The 18,350-nt window shown below is 43.3% G+C and carries 12 protein-coding genes; 7 read left to right on the forward strand and 5 right to left on the reverse strand.

Going from position 1 to position 18,350, the window contains the following annotated elements:
- The 4 genes from C9I99_RS10785 to C9I99_RS10800 all read right to left on the reverse strand — a co-directional run bounded on the left by C9I99_RS10785 (nucleotide 1) and on the right by C9I99_RS10800 (nucleotide 6,270).
- Nucleotides 1-1,509: a sulfatase family protein gene (locus C9I99_RS10785; RefSeq protein WP_107348894.1), complete on the reverse strand. Its 1,509-nt coding sequence runs from the start codon at nucleotides 1,507-1,509 to the stop codon at nucleotides 1-3.
- Between the two features lie 38 nt (nucleotides 1,510-1,547).
- Nucleotides 1,548-2,858 (reverse strand): anaerobic sulfatase maturase, encoded by a 1,311-nt coding sequence (locus tag C9I99_RS10790; RefSeq protein ID WP_107348895.1) that lies wholly within the window; start codon nucleotides 2,856-2,858, stop codon nucleotides 1,548-1,550.
- Between the two features lie 294 nt (nucleotides 2,859-3,152).
- The gene (locus C9I99_RS10795; RefSeq protein ID WP_107348896.1) at nucleotides 3,153-4,583 is read right to left on the reverse strand and encodes a sulfatase; all 1,431 of its coding nucleotides are present in this window, start codon (nucleotides 4,581-4,583) and stop codon (nucleotides 3,153-3,155) included.
- 256 nt (nucleotides 4,584-4,839) lie between these two features.
- On the reverse strand, nucleotides 4,840-6,270 hold the full coding sequence (locus C9I99_RS10800) for a sulfatase-like hydrolase/transferase (protein WP_107348897.1): 1,431 nt from the start codon (nucleotides 6,268-6,270) through the stop codon (nucleotides 4,840-4,842).
- 633 nt (nucleotides 6,271-6,903) lie between these two features.
- On the opposite strand from C9I99_RS10800, the gene C9I99_RS10805 reads away from it, so the two are divergent.
- Together C9I99_RS10805 and C9I99_RS10810 are read left to right on the forward strand one after the other, a co-directional pair.
- On the forward strand, nucleotides 6,904-8,346 hold the full coding sequence (locus tag C9I99_RS10805) for a glucoamylase family protein (RefSeq protein ID WP_107348898.1): 1,443 nt from the start codon (nucleotides 6,904-6,906) through the stop codon (nucleotides 8,344-8,346).
- Nucleotides 8,347-8,796: 450 nt separating this feature from the next.
- The gene (locus tag C9I99_RS10810; RefSeq protein ID WP_107348899.1) at nucleotides 8,797-9,192 is read left to right on the forward strand and encodes a DUF2799 domain-containing protein; all 396 of its coding nucleotides are present in this window, start codon (nucleotides 8,797-8,799) and stop codon (nucleotides 9,190-9,192) included.
- Nucleotides 9,193-9,350: 158 nt separating this feature from the next.
- Here C9I99_RS10810 and C9I99_RS10815 read toward each other — a convergent pair whose 3' ends face one another.
- The gene (locus C9I99_RS10815) at nucleotides 9,351-10,367 is read right to left on the reverse strand and encodes a hypothetical protein (protein WP_107348900.1); all 1,017 of its coding nucleotides are present in this window, start codon (nucleotides 10,365-10,367) and stop codon (nucleotides 9,351-9,353) included.
- Nucleotides 10,368-11,000: 633 nt separating this feature from the next.
- Here C9I99_RS10815 and C9I99_RS10820 point away from each other — a divergent pair.
- The 5 genes from C9I99_RS10820 (at nucleotide 11,001) to C9I99_RS10840 (ending at nucleotide 18,143) form a co-directional block, all read left to right on the forward strand.
- Nucleotides 11,001-11,345, forward strand: coding sequence for a hypothetical protein (locus tag C9I99_RS10820; RefSeq protein ID WP_107348901.1), 345 nt, complete (start codon nucleotides 11,001-11,003; stop codon nucleotides 11,343-11,345).
- A 14-nt stretch (nucleotides 11,346-11,359) separates the two neighbouring features.
- Entirely contained in the window at nucleotides 11,360-12,856 is a 1,497-nt protein-coding gene (locus C9I99_RS10825; RefSeq protein ID WP_107348902.1) for a putative glycoside hydrolase, read from the forward strand.
- 91 nt (nucleotides 12,857-12,947) lie between these two features.
- Nucleotides 12,948-14,381 carry a sulfatase-like hydrolase/transferase gene (locus tag C9I99_RS10830; protein ID WP_107348903.1) on the forward strand — a complete coding sequence of 478 codons (1,434 nt, stop codon included), beginning with the start codon at nucleotides 12,948-12,950 and terminating at the stop codon, nucleotides 14,379-14,381.
- Nucleotides 14,382-14,832: 451 nt separating this feature from the next.
- Nucleotides 14,833-16,569 (forward strand): sulfatase family protein, encoded by a 1,737-nt coding sequence (locus C9I99_RS10835; RefSeq protein ID WP_107348904.1) that lies wholly within the window; start codon nucleotides 14,833-14,835, stop codon nucleotides 16,567-16,569.
- A 251-nt stretch (nucleotides 16,570-16,820) separates the two neighbouring features.
- The gene (locus C9I99_RS10840; protein ID WP_107348905.1) at nucleotides 16,821-18,143 is read left to right on the forward strand and encodes a hypothetical protein; all 1,323 of its coding nucleotides are present in this window, start codon (nucleotides 16,821-16,823) and stop codon (nucleotides 18,141-18,143) included.
- The last annotated feature ends 207 nt before the right edge of the window (nucleotides 18,144-18,350 follow it).

An 18,350-nucleotide genomic window follows, 5' to 3' on the forward strand; every position in this document is an offset into this window, starting at 1 on the left:
TTAATTCAGTTTCTGATTAAACTCTGTTACGTTTACTCTGTTACCATCGTTAAAACCAACATTACGGTTAGTCGGCTTTACACTCAGTTTATTAACTGGCAGCGTTGCTTCCCATGTATCGAATTTATCTTTTAGCGCTTGGGCAATATCGGGTTTATCGTTAGCTAGGTCGTGCCATTCACCCGGGTCAGTATCCATATCGAACAGCCGGATAGTGCGTGGGCCATTGTCATCATTGACTGTGAGCTTCCAGTTACCGTCACGGATAGCGTAGTCATTGTCCCTGCGCCAATAAAGGGTTTGATGAGGCTCACCGTCTTTTTCACTTAATAAATAAGGGAAAAGATCAACGCCATCAAATGGTATTGTTTCAGCGTGAGCGTTTGCCTCTATTTTATTAATGCCAAAACGTGCTGCAATAGTCGGAAAAATATCTAGTGAGCTAACCATAGGGTCATATTTCATTCCCGGTTTTATTTGAGCGGGGTAATGAATAATAAATGGAACCCTAATACCGCCTTCATAGGTATCTCCTTTGAACCCATTAAAAGGCCCAGGGCTAGACATGGTCGTTTCCCCCCGCTTTTTCTTACGTGGTTCTTCAAAACCTTGTCCGGAAGGTGTGCCGTTATCACTCATGAAAAAAACCAGAGTGTCTTTGTCAAGCTGGTAGGATTTCAGAGTATCCATGATCGCGCCAATGCCATCATCCAATACTAATGTTTGTGCGGCAAAGAAACGTCGCTCTTCATGGTGAACATTGAGCTGGTCTAATCGCTCAATATATCCATCAGGAACTTGCCAGGGATGGTGAACAGCAAAATGGGCGACATGCAAGAAGAAAGGCTTGTTTGCATTTTTTTCAATGAAGGCAACGGCCTCATCGGTAAAGATCTCGGTGAGATATCCATTGCTTTCTTGGATTGGTGGCTCTTTTTCTGTATTGCGGTAGAGGGGGGATAGCCACGGTTTGCCCCCTTCCTCGGCATCAGAAAACATGTAGTTGTGTGAGCCGCCATGGAAACCATAGAAGAAGTCAGCCCCACGTTCATTGGGCCTGCCGGTTGGCTCACCCATATGCCATTTACCAATAACCCCGGTGCTGTAACCGAGATCTTGCATCATTTCCATCATAAGCGGCTGACTACGGGGGACATGATTTTGATCAAAGTTGCCGTAAACGCCAAAGCGTTGTTGATACACGCCGGTTAACAACCCTGCACGAGATGGCCCGCACACGGAAGCACTGACATAAGCTTGGGGAAAATGTACACCCCCTGCGGCTAATGCATCGATATTGGGGGTATGGATGTCATCGTATCCGTGATAACCGACATCGCCCCAACCTTGATCATCGGTGTAAATCACAATGATGTTTGGCTGGCTTTCCAGATTATCGCGAGGCGGCTCAACCTGTTGGGCTGCCAGAATATTACCTGAGTAAATTAAACCTGAAATCGCTAAAGCTAATGAGGTCCATTTCTTGTTTCCATGTATAGTTAGCGTCATTGAATACTGGCTCTTTTATCTTCTTAGTGTTGAATTAATTAAACAATCTGGCAGCAGCGCTTAACCTTCTTGCCGCTACCACACGGACAAGGCGAGTTACGGCCACCGGTAAATGTGTTCGCGACCATTTTTTGCTGTAAGTTGAGGTAAATAATGTCTGATGCAGGGCGGCCGCGCATAAGTAGATCACGCATCTGCTTCATTTTCGTCTCAGTGTGTTTGAAGAAGGCATAGTAGCCAGTACAGAAATAGCTATGCCCCTCTTGTCCTGCCTCTGAGCGAGCGAATCTATGTTTAGGGCAACCACCGTGACATTGCATGCGATATGGACAACGTCGGCATTGCAGCGTTAGCTTGTCTTTCTTATCCATACCAAATTTAACCGCTTTGTCGGTCTGGTTCAGATCTTGGATAGGATCGCTGTGAATATTACCCAGCTTGTGTTCAGGGTAAACAAAGTGGTCACAGTTATACATGTCACCGTTTGATTCAAGAATAAAGGCATGGCCACAGGTTTCAGACTGGACACAAATGCCCGAAGGCTCGTTGCACCAGGTTGCCAGGGTTGAATCAAAGGTATTGACGAAGATACGACCGACGTCTTTCTTGACCCAGCGGTCAAAGACGCGGTTAAGGAACTCACCATAGGCCAGTGACGGAACCGACCACTCGGTGACATCCGCTTCGGCTTGGTACTCAGGACTAACAAGAAATAGTCCTTCTTCTGTTTTTTGCTTCGCTTCGCGTTCAACGATTGGGATAAACTGCAAGAAGGTGGAGCCAATACCCACCAAGAAGTCGTAAACCTCTTCAGGGTATTTCACGTTTTCACTGTTTAGCACGGTCAATGTATTGAAATCGACACCGTGCTTTTTCATCTTGGTGATTGCGGCCATGACTTTATCGTGGCTAGCCTTGCCTGCACGGGTCACTCGGAAGTGGTCATGAAGGTGTGCTGGGCCGTCGATGGAAACACCGATAAGGAAGTTGTGCTGTTTGAAAAACTCACACCACTCGTCATCAATAAGCAAGCCGTTGGTTTGGAAGGCATTGGTAATGCGGTGGTTTTTCTTGTGTTTGTGCTGTAGTTCGACAGCTTTACGAAAAAAATCTAGCCCCATCATGGTTGGCTCGCCACCTTGCCATGAAAATTCAATGCTTTCGCTACCACTGTTTGCATCGATATATTGCTTCACGTAGGCCTCGAGCGTTTCATCCGACATTTGCCAGCGGGCTTTGCGCTCAGGGTAAAGGTTCTCTTTTTCCAGGTAAAAACAGTAAGTGCAGTCAAGGTTGCATACTGAACTGCTTGGTTTCGCCATCACATGACATTGTTTAAACGTAGACATTGCTTACCTTATAACGTTATGACCATAGGTTATTGGGCTAGCTCCGAGACTTGTCGAAGCATCCTTGACAGTGGTTGCGAGTGAAGCATCAACCTATGATTGACTATCAGTTAAGAGCGTTTATGTGTTAATTTGTATAAACGTTTCGAGTTGGTTTGAGGTTACCGTAAAGCCCTTTAAGCCACAATTTTTGCGTGGTTTGCATGTCTGGGAATGTGAGCTGAATCGGGTATGTAGTCGAAATGATAAAATCGGGTAAAAAAAGACAGCGCCGAGGCGCTGTCTAGTCGGTCATTAGAGGCTGTTTAGGTTTCGCCAATTAGTTTCAACAGGGAACATATTTCGGTTCCAGCCCCACATGGCAGCTTCGTTTTCAGCGTCCCAGGCATTCCATGCTTCCTGTAGGCGTTTCACTTGTTCTGGGTGCTCTTTGGCCAAGTCTTTGGACTCAGAGATATCATTACTGATATTGAATAGCTGTACACGAGGACGCTGATTACGAATGTTTGGCATCACGAGTTTCCAGTCATGATCGCGAATTGCGCCTGCCATGCTGGTGTTCCAGTATAGGAATCGGTTTTCTAAAGACTTATCCTCACCGGTAAGCAACGGTAATAAGTTAACACCATCTAGATTCCAATCAGCTTGGACATCGACGTTGGCGGCGGCTGCCATTGTCGGTAGGATATCCAGCGAAATGATTGGTTCATCAATAGTTTGTCCTGCAGGGATTGTTCCCGGCCATGACACAGCGAATGGTATGCGGATCCCGCCATCCCAAAGCGTACCCTTTTGCGCGCGTAGTGGAAGGTTGTAAGACGCGTTCCCTTTTGGCTTACCGCCGTTGTCTGACAAGAAGAAGACAATGGTGTTTTCAGTTAACTCGTTCTCTTCTAGAGTATCGAGAATGCGGCCTATGTTTCGGTCGACGTTATAGTTCATTGCCAGTAGCTTACGGCGCTTTTTATCTTCGATGTGCGCGTATCGTTCTAGGTCTTCTTCTGTTGCCTGAAGAGGGCCGTGTACACCATTGAAGGGAACGTAAAGGAAGAACGGTGAGTCTTTGTGGCGTTCGATGAAACTGATGGCTTCCGAGCCGAAACGGTCGGTCAGGTATTCATCAAAGTTGTCGTCGACTTTGTCATTGCGGTACATGACAGAGAATGGCTTACTTGATGCTGTTTCTTGGTTCTGCGGGCCAACAAAGTAGTTAGCCGCCCCATTGTTAAAACCGTAGAACTCATCAAAACCACGGTGGTGGGGCCAAAACTTGCGCTGTTTGCCATCATGGTGTTTACCCACCATGCCTGTGACATAACCCGCCTGCTGGAAGTAGTAACCAAAGTTGTTGTTCAGCATCCCATCTGGTGTGCCCTGAACGATACCTTCTTCGCGGACGAACGGGCCGGTATTGTTATGGAAGCCAAAGCGCTGCTGGTAACGGCCAGATGTTAATCCTGCACGAGACGGTCCACATACCGGGGCAGTTACATAGCCAGCAGTCAGTGCGGCGCCACTGGCTGCAAGGCGGTCCATGTTTGGGGTTTCGACATCTTTGCTAGAGTTGTGATAACCCACATCGGCATAGCCTAAGTCATCAGCGAACAGAATAACCACGTTGGGTTGTGTTTGCGACTGCTCGATGGATTGGGCGAAGGCAGCTCCGCTCCCCAGGGCTGCCAATACCGTCATGCTCACGGCTGTTTTCTTAAAAACATTTTTCATTATTGTTTTCCTCGTCGGTCAGAGGTTTAATGCGCAGACAGTTCGGCTTGCCTTTGCCAATACGTGAGGCGGATAGAGCGATGAGATGGTTTTTCTTTGAGTGACAAACCTCTTTGTGATTACTGGCATTTAGTGCTATTGGATTAGTAACGGTTAATCATTCGTAAAAGCTAATAATGAGGCTGCCAAGCGTTAGCTTGCGCCTCATTATTGTGTAGCTTGTTAAGCCAACTGCTAAATACAGGCCTTTAAGCTTTTACCATTTACCACGCCAGCCTTCGCCGTATGGGAATCGATCACGGTTCCACCCCCAACGAGCTGACACTTCATTTTTAGCATCCCATGCTTCAAATGCAGCCATTAAGCGATCGACTTGCTCTGGATATTTATCTGCAACATTGTTCTTTTCACCGATGTCTTCACTGATTTTATAAAGTTCAACACGAGGGCGTTTCACCATGTGGTTTGGAATGACAATTTTCCAGTTTTCATCACGGATAGCTGCACGCATTGGCGTTTTCCAGTATAGGAAACGTGAATCTAGCTTCTCTTGTTGACCCGTAAGACGTGGCATTAGGTTAACGCCTTCCAACTCCCACTCAGCTTTTGGTTCTACACCGGCAATAGCAAGAGTGGTTGGGAGGATATCAAGAGACACGGCGGGATCATCGATTACTTGACCGGCGGGGATATTCCCACGGTAAGTGATAGAGAACGGAATGCGGATACCACCGTCATAAGTAGTACCTTTTGTGTCTCTTAGTGGGTGGTTAATGGAGCCATTGTTCGATGGCTTTCCACCGTTATCGGATAGGAAAATGATCATTGTATTATCCATAAGCTCGTGCTCTTCAAGCTTGTTGATAATTTTCCCTACGTTCAAGTCCATATTGTAAGTCATAGCCACTGACTTACGGCGTAGCTGATCTTTAATGTGCGAAAACTTTTCCAGGTCTTCTGCTTTTGCATGCATTGGACCGTGTGAGGCATTGAAAGGGACATAAAGGAAGAATGGACTATCTTTATGGCGCTCAATGAAGTCAACGGATTCATCACCGAAAATGTCTGTTAGGTAACCATCAAAGTTTTCAACGAGCTTACCGTTTCTGTGTAGAGAAGAATATGCTTTCTCTTCAGCGTTTTCGACATTCTTGCCACTTACAAAATAATCAGCCGCTCCATTGTTGAAACCGTAAAATTCGTCAAAGCCACGATTGTGTGGCCAGAATTTCATTTCGTCACCATCGTGAGATTTACCGATATAGCCTGTAGTATAGCCAGCGTCTTGGAAGTAATTACCGAATGTCTTAAGAGAAAGGTCTAATCCTCGTTCGAGACCTTCTTCACGAAGATATGGTCCGATGTTATCGTGATAACCGAAACGTTGTTGGTAACGACCGGTTAGAAGGCCTGCACGTGAGGGGCCACATACCGAACCCGTTACGTATCCTGCCGTAAAAATGGCCCCTTCATTCGCTACTTTATCCATATTTGGCGTGACGATGTCATCGCGGAGGTTTTGAAAACCCATGTCGGCGTAGCCAATATCATCCACGAAAATTAAGACTACGTTTGGCTGTTGTTGGGGAGCTTCCGTGTCTGTATTAGTTGCAGAAGCGTTAGCCCCTAAAGAGAATGCAGAGGCAACTGCAAGCCCAAGACACTTCTTGGCAAAATTTGCTTTCATGTTATAAGTCCAGTCTTTTGATAAATAAGTGTTTTTATCAACCTGTTATGACAATATTTAACGTGAATAAAATGAGATAACAGGAAAAAAACGTTGCTATTGACAGTGTATTACGAGTTGTTGGAATTCAATTGAGACACCTTGTATATGTGTATGAAAACCTCAATATAAACGTTTCGCTCGAATTGCATTAAATCTACCTTAGCTATTAAAAACAGCAAACATTGGTTGTTGACAATGTGACGTCACGCAACCATTAAGTCCAAAATTATTAACGGTGATAAGGCACGGTATATTGTGCGTGCTGTTTATTCTCCTCCGTGGTGAATGCTTGATATTGCTTTTAGGTGTAATTCCTCTCCAGACCCGGTAAGTTCTGGGACGATACGCGAAGAGCTGCTTATAAAAGCAACATTTTGGGCTCTCAACCTTGAGTCAGGCGGATCAATATTAATAGCGAATAATTATCTATTCTCTAACTGTCCTCGTTCATCATTTCGGTTAGACAACATAAAAATGTTGCCCAGATCAATCGGCTGAATCGTTTCTGTTGAGTGTTCTGATATCAGCCTATATATTCACGCTAGTAACGCTTTACTGGAAAACGTTAATCAACGCACTGTCAGGTTTTTTATGAGCATTCAATATAGAGCTTTAAGTCTAGCCATCATGACTATCACTCTTGCCGCATGTAATAGCGGTTCAGATGACTCACAGTCATCATCCACACCACCCATATCAGAGCCTATAAACATTGTTTACGTTGCTGAAGAGCTATATCCAAACAACTTTAGGCAACACTTAGACAGTAATATGCAATTTTTTCAAGATGGTGTAGGTGTAAGTGCAACAGCGAAAGTTCCTTTTGATAATGTAAACTTCGATGAGCATGGAGGTTTAATAGAAAAAAATACCGGACGATTGAATGTTACTGCACTAGGTTTATACCTTAATGTTCTTACTGAGATGGAAAAGGCTGGATCACGTGAAGCGAAGCAGCGTCTTTTCTACCTAATTCATACAATGGAAAAAATGCCCAAGTGGAAAGGTAATTTTTACTGGATGTATAGAATTGAAGCGGATGGAAGAATAGAGAAACTTCCGAAAGCCGTTTCTTCTGCCGTAGATGCTGCCAACCTTATTACATCAATGGCTGCTGTCGCGGGCGCATACTGGGAGCATTCTGAACCTGACTTAAGAAGCCTCGCTCGCCGATTTGATACGCTTATTAAAGATTCAGCTGCTGCATGGTCCTTTCTCTATGATAACCAAGAGGGTCTATTACGAGGAGGATATAGAGATGAGCTACCCGATGGGAGTGGCTCTGGTGTCACCAGTTATTTTATAGATAGAAAAACTAACGAAAGTCGGCTAGCGCCAATTTGGGCACACTTGCTGACTCAACAGATGGAAAAACCAATCCCGGAAACTGTGTTTAATAATATGCGTTTATATTACGCTGACTATAAAGCAAGTAATGGAAGTGTATTACAGCCAATGCTGACATGGAAAGGTGCTTACTTTCAAGCAATGTTACCCTCAATTTGGTTTGATGAACCCGTTCTATCTGGAAACTCTCAATTGTTTGAGCATGCGACGCAAACACAAATTGATTATACTCGTCAGTATAAAATCCCATTCCTGTCTTCATCAGCCACTATTTCTGGAGGTTATTCTGAATATGGCATAGATGCGATGAGTGAACATTTCCACAGGAATGAAATTCACTCATCTCAAGAAGGTGTTGGGACTCCTCATGCTAGTGCTCTATATGCTCTGTTGGATAAGCAACATGCGATTGAATTGATGCTTGAAATTGAAGATAGCCATCCTCAAGTAGTCAGCGATTATGGTTGGTATGATGCACTGAATATTGAGGGCAAAGTACAACGTCGTCTTATTAGCTTAGACCAGGGCATGTTTGTAGGCTCTTTCCTTGCAGAAAAACTTAGAGAAGACGTTAAAAACTATGTGGAGAAGTCATTAGGTATCGATGCCTGGCTTGCTATAGAGTCTATGTATGGTGACTTTAAGGCTGATGGTATCTGCGATGAAAGCGGCTGTCGCGATTTATAACCGGCAAGTTTTTATCCTCTAAGTTAGGGGGGGGAGCCCCCGGCTTGACAGCCTTACCTTAGTTAGAAGACTAACTCGTGTCTACTGAGGCGGAGGCAATTGAACATATGTATTTAGATTTCTTCAGAAAACGCGGCATAGTCCGTCCAGTCACTCAGCCTGTCGATAATAACGTTTCGCAAATTATTCGTTGATACTAACTATTTACATAGTTTTACATATGAATGATTCACGTCAGCAGCCTTTATTTATCTATGTATAAACATTTCTATTTTTTTCGAAAGGAAGGAAGGGTTATATCAAAGCTGTTTCGACAGTGAGTATGCTGGAAATTTCATGCTATAGTCTCAGTGTGGTTTATATCTTGTTATTACGTAAATTGTTGTTGAACATCACTATAGTAATGCTGAGCTGCATTATTAACGTAACGTTAATTTCTAGGAGAGGTATATGTTTAGAGTGAGTAACATAATTCTATTAACTGGGGTCTTTTTGCTATCGGCTTGTTCAACTGGACTCGAAACAGGTAACGATACGGCGTATTTACAAGGGTATAACTTAGCCTTTGAAGGGCAGCATATGAAATTACCCGCCAATCTTTCAGATAGTCGTGTTCAAGAGTTCGAGCAGGGGTATAGTGATGGGTTAAATTTATTTTGTGTTAACGGGTATGATGCAGCATGGGCTGGGGCTGAGTTTACCAATGTTTGTGATAACCTAAACCCTTATTTTATTTCTCAATATGAACAAGGCTTGCATGATTTACAATTGGAGGATTGGAATAATGGCTATTCTAATTTGCTTCATACAATGCATGGCTATGAGTATGATTATGCAATAGAGTGATTTTGATATATTTAATAACCATTACAAATGTTTGCTAACGACATGAAATCTATGTGTAGGATATTACTTATAGTATTTGAGTACAAAGAACTAAAGATTAGCATCTCAACATTATCATTTAGTTGAGGTGCTAATCTTTTGGGATATATTGTTAGTTTTTAGAAGGAGACGTTTAAACCGACTTTAACTTTATAACCCTCTTTTTCACCCCAACCGACACCTGAGTGAGGTTCGGCTGTAGTATAACCAAAGTTTGTAACTAAGCGAAGGTTACGATTCAGCTGCTTGTTGTTATTTAAATTAAAATCTAGGCTGTCAGAACCGTGCCAGTTTGGACCAGACTCCTGGCTTCCATATTTTATGTTGAATTCAGTAGTGATTCCGTACATGTGGCTTGCACGAATAAATGGACGAATATTCCAAGCACGACTTCGTGTATATTTGTGTTCCAAATGGTCGCTATCGTTATCTAAGGTTGTATTACCATTAATATTAAAACCATAGTTTAATTTATTAGAATGGCGGTATGTGTAGTTGAATTCACCACTAACGATATTTTTATTTTGTTCACTGACAAGCTCAGGATTGAAACCGTTATTATCACGACTATAGCGTTCCAATACTAGGTGTTTATAGCTTGGGCTAAAGAAAAAAGTATTAGCACCAAGTCTATACTGCATGCCCGTATTTAGACCATATTCAGTATTACCAGCACCGCTATTTGTTGATCGTCGAGCATACTGAGGTTCAATAAAATAGCTGAATCTTGGGTTAACCCAGTTTGAATAACGAGGCATAATACGGAAGTTTGTGCTTGCTCCTAAATCACTCTTAGCCTCGCCAGGCCCTTTAGCTTTTTTGTCTTCATGCGATTGACTAAGAACATAGCGCATACGAAGGTTGTTGTTTATTCTCGTGCCACCATCAGCAATGACCCAGTTTAAGTTCGAACCTCTGGGGCTGAGCTCATAAACATTGTCGCTGTACTCAAAGCCTGTGAAGAAGTTTGTTCTCATCGGGCCTTTCGCTCTAGTTGAACGACTCTTCTGAATAGGGGCATCGATAACTGGATCGTTCGGATCCATAAGTATTAAACTGTTATCATTAGTTTCTGCCCACACTGTCGCAGATGCAATCAATGTAGTGATCACAAAAGCTATTGGTTTGATATTCATTAAAATGTCCCTAAGTAATCAATATATTTTTTGGTTAGTTATGGATTATTCGATTATCCAAAGTCTTTAATATTCTGTTCTACTGCCTATGAGCTGCGTTGTAGAGTTCGTGTTGTGCTTAATTATGGCTCAATATAATCGTTTCTATAGCTATGTCAAATTACATCCGACATGGACTTTTGCTTGTATCTTTATGTTTATTAAGTGTTATTTGTATCTTATGTGACGTGGCTCAAATAATTTGCATTTGTCTAATGTGAACTGAATCTCGGTTTTGTCATGTGATATTTCGATTGCTTTCCTGGTATAAGCACAAAATTAAAACCATAATTCGCGCGCAAGTAGCCCCCTAAGGGAAGTCTAATTAAGGGAGCTGAGAGAGTGAAATGTGACAGGCTTCACTTAAACGCCCTGTTTTGTGGGTTTTTTGCACTAAATAGTTCGACTTAGGCTCAAAAGTGCTCGCTGCGGAGTGGTGTCTCAAGGCTCAAGAGCCCAGTGAAATAATTCTGATAAGTGAGTCACACTCTCGTAATGGCGACTTGCGCGCAGTTAAAATAATCAGTTTAATGACTACATCTTAGCGAAACGTTTAAACACATCCTGCGCTGTTCAATAATATAGGACAAGATTATGAATAAAACTATTATCACTTCAGCTTTAGCATTAATGCTTTCATTCTCTACATTTGCATCAGATTTTCGACTACCAGCACGGGATGTTGAGCGTATTAATACAGAAGTACAGCAAATGACGAAAGTACTTAACTTAAGTAACTCAGATGCTCAAAAAATTAAAAATTTAAAGATGGAACTAACAAGCGGTTCTAAAGAAGCAGCAAAAAAATACGGGCGTAATACACCAGAATTCAAAGCTGCACGTGAACCACTATGGACAAAATACCGTGAAAGTCTTCTATCTACAATCACTGAAAAAGAGCTTAAGCAATATAACGCTTGGGCTAAGAATAATAAATAAAAGAGCTACTAACTATGACTAATTCAAAAGCAAAATTAGCAATTATCATCAGTGCTGCAATCGCTCTTAGTGGTTGTTTAGACGATAATTATAACTACGGCGATGGTGGTAACGGCGGTGGTAACGGTGGTGGTGGTGATGGTGGCGGTGGTGGTGGCGATGTTGCACTAGCAACCGATTTTGGCCTTAACCTATACCGCGCAGATGCGAAAGAGTCTGAAGCAAATTGGCGACAGCCGTTTGATATGAAGATTAAAGATTCTACAAACGGTGAAGTTGTGGTTACAGATGGTATGACTACTAGCGGCAACATTACTATCGAAGGCGTTGACTTTACTGACTTTGGGGCAGCAAATGTCACGGTCGTAGCGGATGCAACTCGTGACACGACAACAAATACAGCCAGCGTTCTCTTTTCTTCTGAAGAGCCTGTCAATACGGTACGTACATATCATGGTTGGGCTAACGGTGACGTAGCGCACGAGAACTGGAATAAAGGCTCTTTGTCTTTCCAAATCCAGCCTGAAGGTACTGTTGACATTGGTGATACATTAACCAAAGCCACTATTACGCTTCGCGATGAGGCTGGTAACGCAAGTTCAGTCGATGTGACTAGTGCTATTGTTGCAACTAAAGGGGCTCAAGCACTACAACAAATAAAATTACCGCTGAGCTGTTTCTTTGATGGCACTGATGTTGACCATACCAAGCTAGAAACCGCGATTGAGTTTGAGACCACCGGTCCTGTTCAGTACAAGCTAAAGGATGTGCGTTGGATGGCGAACTCAGTGCCTGAGAACTGGGCTTTCCAAGACATTTTAGCTTGTGAAAATGCTGCTCGTATTGAAAGCAGTGAAGAAAGTATTCTCCGTTATACAGTGAAGAATGGTGAGACGACAGGTTGGGCGACGGGTATTAGAGCTAATAACGGTAAATTATCATATGGGCAGCCAGGCGGTTGGCCAGATACTGAAGCTCAGTTTGCTGAGATCCACTATGTGGCTGCTGACGGTGGTGAATATAAACCCGATAATAAGACCTTCTTCCCGTTAGAGATTGCTGCACTTGAAGAGTTCAAGGCGGTTGACTTATCGCAGTACATGGAAAGTGGTGCTCTGGAACTTAAACTATTCATATCGGGTGCAGGCGTAGTACCTGAACACGATGAGTGGGAGATTTTCTTTAAGTTTGATGGCATTACGCCAGAGGGCAGTACTGGCCGACTAGAGTCAACTTCTGTTGGTGTCATCATGAGTGATGTCAATAAAGGTGCAACTGCATATCAAATCAGTATCCCAATGAAAGACTTGTTTACGTACACAGTTGATGGCAGTTACAGCGACAGAATTCGTTTGAATACTCTACAGCACATTAACAAGTTGGTTTCTTCGGCTCAATCAACAGATGATACTGAAGGGCATAATTTTGCTGGGTTTAAATATGGCGTTGCTGATGTGAAGATTGTTAAGACTCCTTCACAGGATGTTATCCGCAAAGTGTACATTCCATAGCCATAAAATAAATCACCAGTTCTAACTGTTAATAAACTACCGCGTTCTTCGCGGTAGTTTTTTTTGTAATGATGAAGGAAACTAAAAAATAATGAACAGTAATTTAATGAAGCATGCTCTTGCTTTAACTGTGTCAGGTATGCTGGTAGGTTGTGATTCCTCTGGTGAAGTGACTAGAGTGCAAGATAGTGCGCCACAACCGAATATATTGCTAATCTACGTTGATGATATCGGTTTTGCTGACATGGGTTTCCAAAATATCAGTCAAGATGTCATTACGCCCAATATGGATAAAATTGCGGCTGATGGGGCTGTTTTTTCTTCAGGTTACGTAACCGGATCTGTCTGCGGTCCGTCTCGCGCAGGTCTAGTCACTGGTCGATATCAGCAGCGTTATGGCTATGTAGATAATATTGGTCCATTTATTCTTGAAAAAGACATCGAACAAGGCTTAGACCTATCGGCGAAAACCTTTGGTAATTTCTTCCAGGATGCTGGCTACACCACGGGCTTCATTGGCAAATCACATGATGGGGAAGATCAGAAGTATTGGCCACATAACCGCGGATTTGACTATTACTTTGGCTTTAACAACGGTGCTGCTGACTACTTTGTTACGGGGCGGAATCTAGAGAATGCTAAAAAGCATGCTTATTCCTCCATTTACCGTAATGATGAACTGGTTGAAGATTTTGATGGTTATTTGACTGATGTATTTGCAGATGAAGCGGTTAACTTTATTGAGCGTCATAAAGAAGAACCTTTTTTTCTGTATGTGCCATTTAATGCCTCGCACGGCCCAATGCAAGCTAAGCAAGAAGACTTAGCCAAGTTCTCTCATGTTGAAGACGAGCTGCGCCGTAAGTTCTTAGCCATGACGTACAATATGGATATGAATATAGGTAAAATGATCGACAAACTTGAGCAACATGGTTTAGCTGAAGATACCATGATTGTATTTATGTCTGACAATGGTGGAGATCCAAGAGATAACGGTTCATTCAATACGCCGCTTCGTGGAACTAAACGTGAACTATGGGACGGTGGTATTCGTGTGCCGTTCAGTATTACATGGAAAGGTAAAATCCCCGCTGGCCAAGTAATTGATGAGCCAACCATAGCACTGGATATCACACCAACAATGCTGGCCGTGGCGCAAATCGAATTATCGAAAGATCAACACGTTCAGCTTGAGGGTATCAATCTTCTACCACGATTAATGGGTGAGCAAGAGCAACTGGATGATCGTTTTCTCTACTGGCTGACGCCTCAGCAAGCGGCTATTCGAGATAAAGAATGGAAGCTGATCATGCCTAACTTGAATAATGGCAGTGATGAGATGGAGCTTTATTACATCAAACAAGATATCAGCGAGCTGACTGATGTTGCTGATCAGTATCCTGAACAAGTGGTTCGTTTAAGAAAAGCCTATGATGAATGGAATGAATCAAATCTTCCATCACAATGGGGCTGGGATCGTAGTACTTATAAATATGATAATAACTGGCGTAATATAAGTCATTAGAATATTTTTCCTATTTAATGATACAAATAGAAGAAGTATTTCTTGACCTTACTCTTTGTTACTACTGGGAATTAATATGGTTCTCAGTAGAGTACGATTAAGCAACAGAATGATAAATGTAGTGGTCAAGTAAAATTGACCACGGTTTTAGAGTCATTCCTGAATAACTGTTCTTATTCAATTGGCAACTATAGCTCCGCTGTGTACCTCTCTGGCATCTGTTAATGTGCATAACATTATGTATTATATAAATTTTTATTGATACTTTTACGTGCTTCACATAAATGAAACCGCGATTTGAAGGTGTTTGTAGAAACGTTTATATTGGTGGTGATGTATCACGCATAAATCGATTATTTTCTTCAGCTAATTTTAACCGGGAAATCTTATGCTGGATGTTCAATTGGTATGCATCTTATGATTCTTATGTATAAAAGGTTTTGATCTGGCTATGAATTTTCAATACACCAAATTAGTTAAAGGGATGGCCGTATTGATGGCAACAAACGTTGTCATGCCTGAGGTTGTTGAGGCCGCTCCTGTATCGACCGAGCAGCCCAATATTATTTTCATTTTCTCCGACGACCATGCCAACCGGACTATCAGTGCGTACAGCTCAGACTTGGTCCAAACCCCGAATATCGACCGTATTGCCAACGAAGGGGCGATTTTTGAAAACACGTTTGTTGGTAACTCGATCTGCCAGCCAAGCCGTGCATCGGTGATGACAGGCAAGCACTCCCACAAAAATGGCGTCACAGACAATACGGCTGACTGGAACCCGAACCAGCTTGCTTTTCCGAAGCTGTTGGAGCAGGCCGGTTACGACACGGCTCTGATCGGTAAGTGGCACATGAAGCCAACACCGGTTAACGAGTTCGGCTATTCAATCGTATTAAGTGGCTCTGGCCGCCAGGGGACTTACTACCAGCCGGAGTTTGTCGATAATAAAGGCAAAAAAACCGTCGTGGAAGGCTATTCGGCGGACGTGATCACCGATATGTCACTCGATTGGATGAAGCAGCGTGACGATGCTGACAAGCCATTCTTGCTAAAGATCCAGTACAAGGCACCGCATACTCCTCGTCGCCCGGCCCTGCGGCATCTAACCGCCTTTAAAGACCATGTATTCCCTGAGCCTGCGACACTGCACGATGATTACAATACCCGTGGTGATCATGCGCAGAGCGCATGGATGCAGCTTTATGGCATGGGGCCGGTTGGGATCAATGCCTTCCCGCCGGCAGCGACCACACCGGAGCGTAAAGAAGTGCGCAAAGAATGGCTGGCCAGCATGACACCTCGCGAGCGTAAACGCTACCAGGAGTGGATGAGCCGGATGAATCAGGAGCAGCGTGATGCTTGGCATGCCGCCTACGATGACATCAACGTCGAATACTGGGATATGCAAAAAGATCCCAAGTACAAGCGACGTCGTGGAGCCAACCTGACCACTGAACAAAAGGCGGACCGCCTAAGCTACATGTATCAGCGTTTCATGCGTGATTATGCTGCAACGGTACTGGGTATTGATGAAAACGTCGGCCGCGTACTTGATTACATCGATGAGGCGGGTATCGCTGACAATACCATTGTGGTGTACAGTTCAGATCAGAGCTTCTTCATTGGCGAACATGGTTGGGCTGAGAAACGCTACATGTATGAGGAAGGAATGAAAATGCCCTTCCTGATCCGCTGGCCGGGACACATCAAGCCAGGCCAGCGTCCTGAAGCGATGATCCAGAATATCGACTTCGCACCGACTTTCCTTGACTCTGCAGGGGTGTCGATTCCGGATGAGATCCAGGGTAAATCTTTCAAAGCCCTGCTTGAAGGTCAGGTCTCTGATGAGCAGTGGCAACAGCAGCGTCCTGCGGTTTACTACCACTACTATATGCACGGTGCGCATAATGTGCCGCGTCATGATGGTGTGCGTACTGACCGTTACAAGCTGATTGACTTCTATTCGCAGAACAACGGTGAGGGCTGGTTCGAGATGTATGATCTTGAGGCTGATCCGTACGAGGTGAACAATGTGTATCAAGATCCGAAATATGCAGAAGTTCGCACTATGATGCACAAGCACTTACATGAGTTGCGCGCCAAGTACGAAGTGCCTGACGATGTTTTTGAAGTCCCGTATGTATTCATGAACCGAAAAGAACGCCGTGAGCTAGGCATCAAATAACTCGCGATATTTGTTTTAAACAACAGCTTGAAGTCTGGTCGGGTTAGCCGTCCAGACTTTTTTCGTTACATATCGCTACAAATATTCGGCGTGACTCAACGCACACTCTGCCCCTTTTCAAATTGAATCCTGTGTCGAAACGTTTATATTGGGTTCAGACATTTGAATTATTGATGCTGTGTAACTTGTTATTCAGAGGCAATGTTACTGAGTTAGCACATGACATGTGCTTTTGGGTTAAAGGATTTGAAATGAAGAAAAAGTTAGCTGCACTGTTGGTGGGAACAATGCTATTGCCGGGTATTGCATTTGCAGAAACGGCCAAGGTTGCTCCGGTTATTAGCGAAACAGTGAAAAGTGATCAAGAAATCATTGATAGCCTCTACCGTGGTGGCTATGCTTACTGGCAGCAACTCCGTAATGAAAACGGTACCTACGAGGACAAATTGTTCCTGAACGGTGACCGTAGTTATATTGGTTCAATCGCTAACTCTGGTATGGGGTTGGTTGCGCTGACAATCGGCCACGCCAATGGTTGGGAGCCGGAAGCCGAGCAGTTGGCGTTGCAGACACTGCGTAAACTGGCGGGGCAGGATCCTAACTTTACGGTTCCGCAAAATGCGACCAATACCTTCATTCATTTCTACAATACCCAAACCGGTGAAGCTGTCGGTGACGATTGGAGTCCGGTAGACAGTGCCATCATGATTTATGGCGCCCTGTTTGTGAAAAACTACTTCAGCGAAAACGAAGAAATTGCCAAGCTGGCCGATTTCTTGTTCAGTAATACCGATCTCACCCCTTATATCGCCGATGTGAAAACCGGGCGTATTTACCTTGCCCAGCATACCGATGGTACGTTTAAACCTTATCGCACTAAGGCATTTAATGAATATATGCTGGTAGCAGGCCTTGCAAACCAGCAAGCATATGATCTAGACAGCGCTGCGAATGCGGCCAATGCTAAAAAGTTCTGGGATATCTGGTATTCATCAACCAAATACCTGCCGGTTGCGAAATATAATGACATCCCGGTTTTGTCTGAAGGGAAAACGTGGTTCACCTCCCAGTTTAATTTTCTCTTCAATAACTATTTGATGCATGATTTTTCAAACAATCCTCAGTTTGTAAAAGCATTGGAAAATTCAGCAAAGGCCGATTTCGCATTCTGGCGTGATGTCGATGTTGAAGGTGTGGAATTAAAAGATTATGAGTGGGGTAGTGGTGCCGGTTCTTGTCCGAACGGTTATTGTGTCGACCGTTTTCACTTTGAAGGTGACCGTCAATTTAACCATAACTTAGTCGTATCACCGCATATTCTAGCTGGTTATATTCCATTTAATGATAGAGCCAAAGATGATTTAATTTCGACTTACCGTGATAACACTATTAATGCAAAGCATGAGTTAGACGGTGGGTATGAAATCCTATGGCGTTATAGCCATGACCAGCCAGATTGGAAAGCGGAATTTATTGAGGGTGTTGATTTTTCAACGTTTTTATTTGGCATGGCGGCCATGCCAGAGCATTTAGGTATGGAGTTCTTTAATAAATACAATAACTATTTTGAGTAGTTAATGAATTGATCATTTTCTTAGGGTAATTTTTACAATTTGCATCATTGTTGTCTGCTCCCAACTATATGGTTGGGAGTTTTTTTATAATAAAGATAGAAAGCTATTGAGATTTTACCCTATACAAAAATCATTACAGTTTTTTTACGCTATTTTTAGTATTTAACACGGATCACACTTTACGGTTGTTTAATTGACGGTGTTAGT

The organism is Photobacterium lutimaris (genome assembly GCF_003025555.1).
GTDB lineage: Bacteria > Pseudomonadota > Gammaproteobacteria > Enterobacterales > Vibrionaceae > Photobacterium > Photobacterium lutimaris.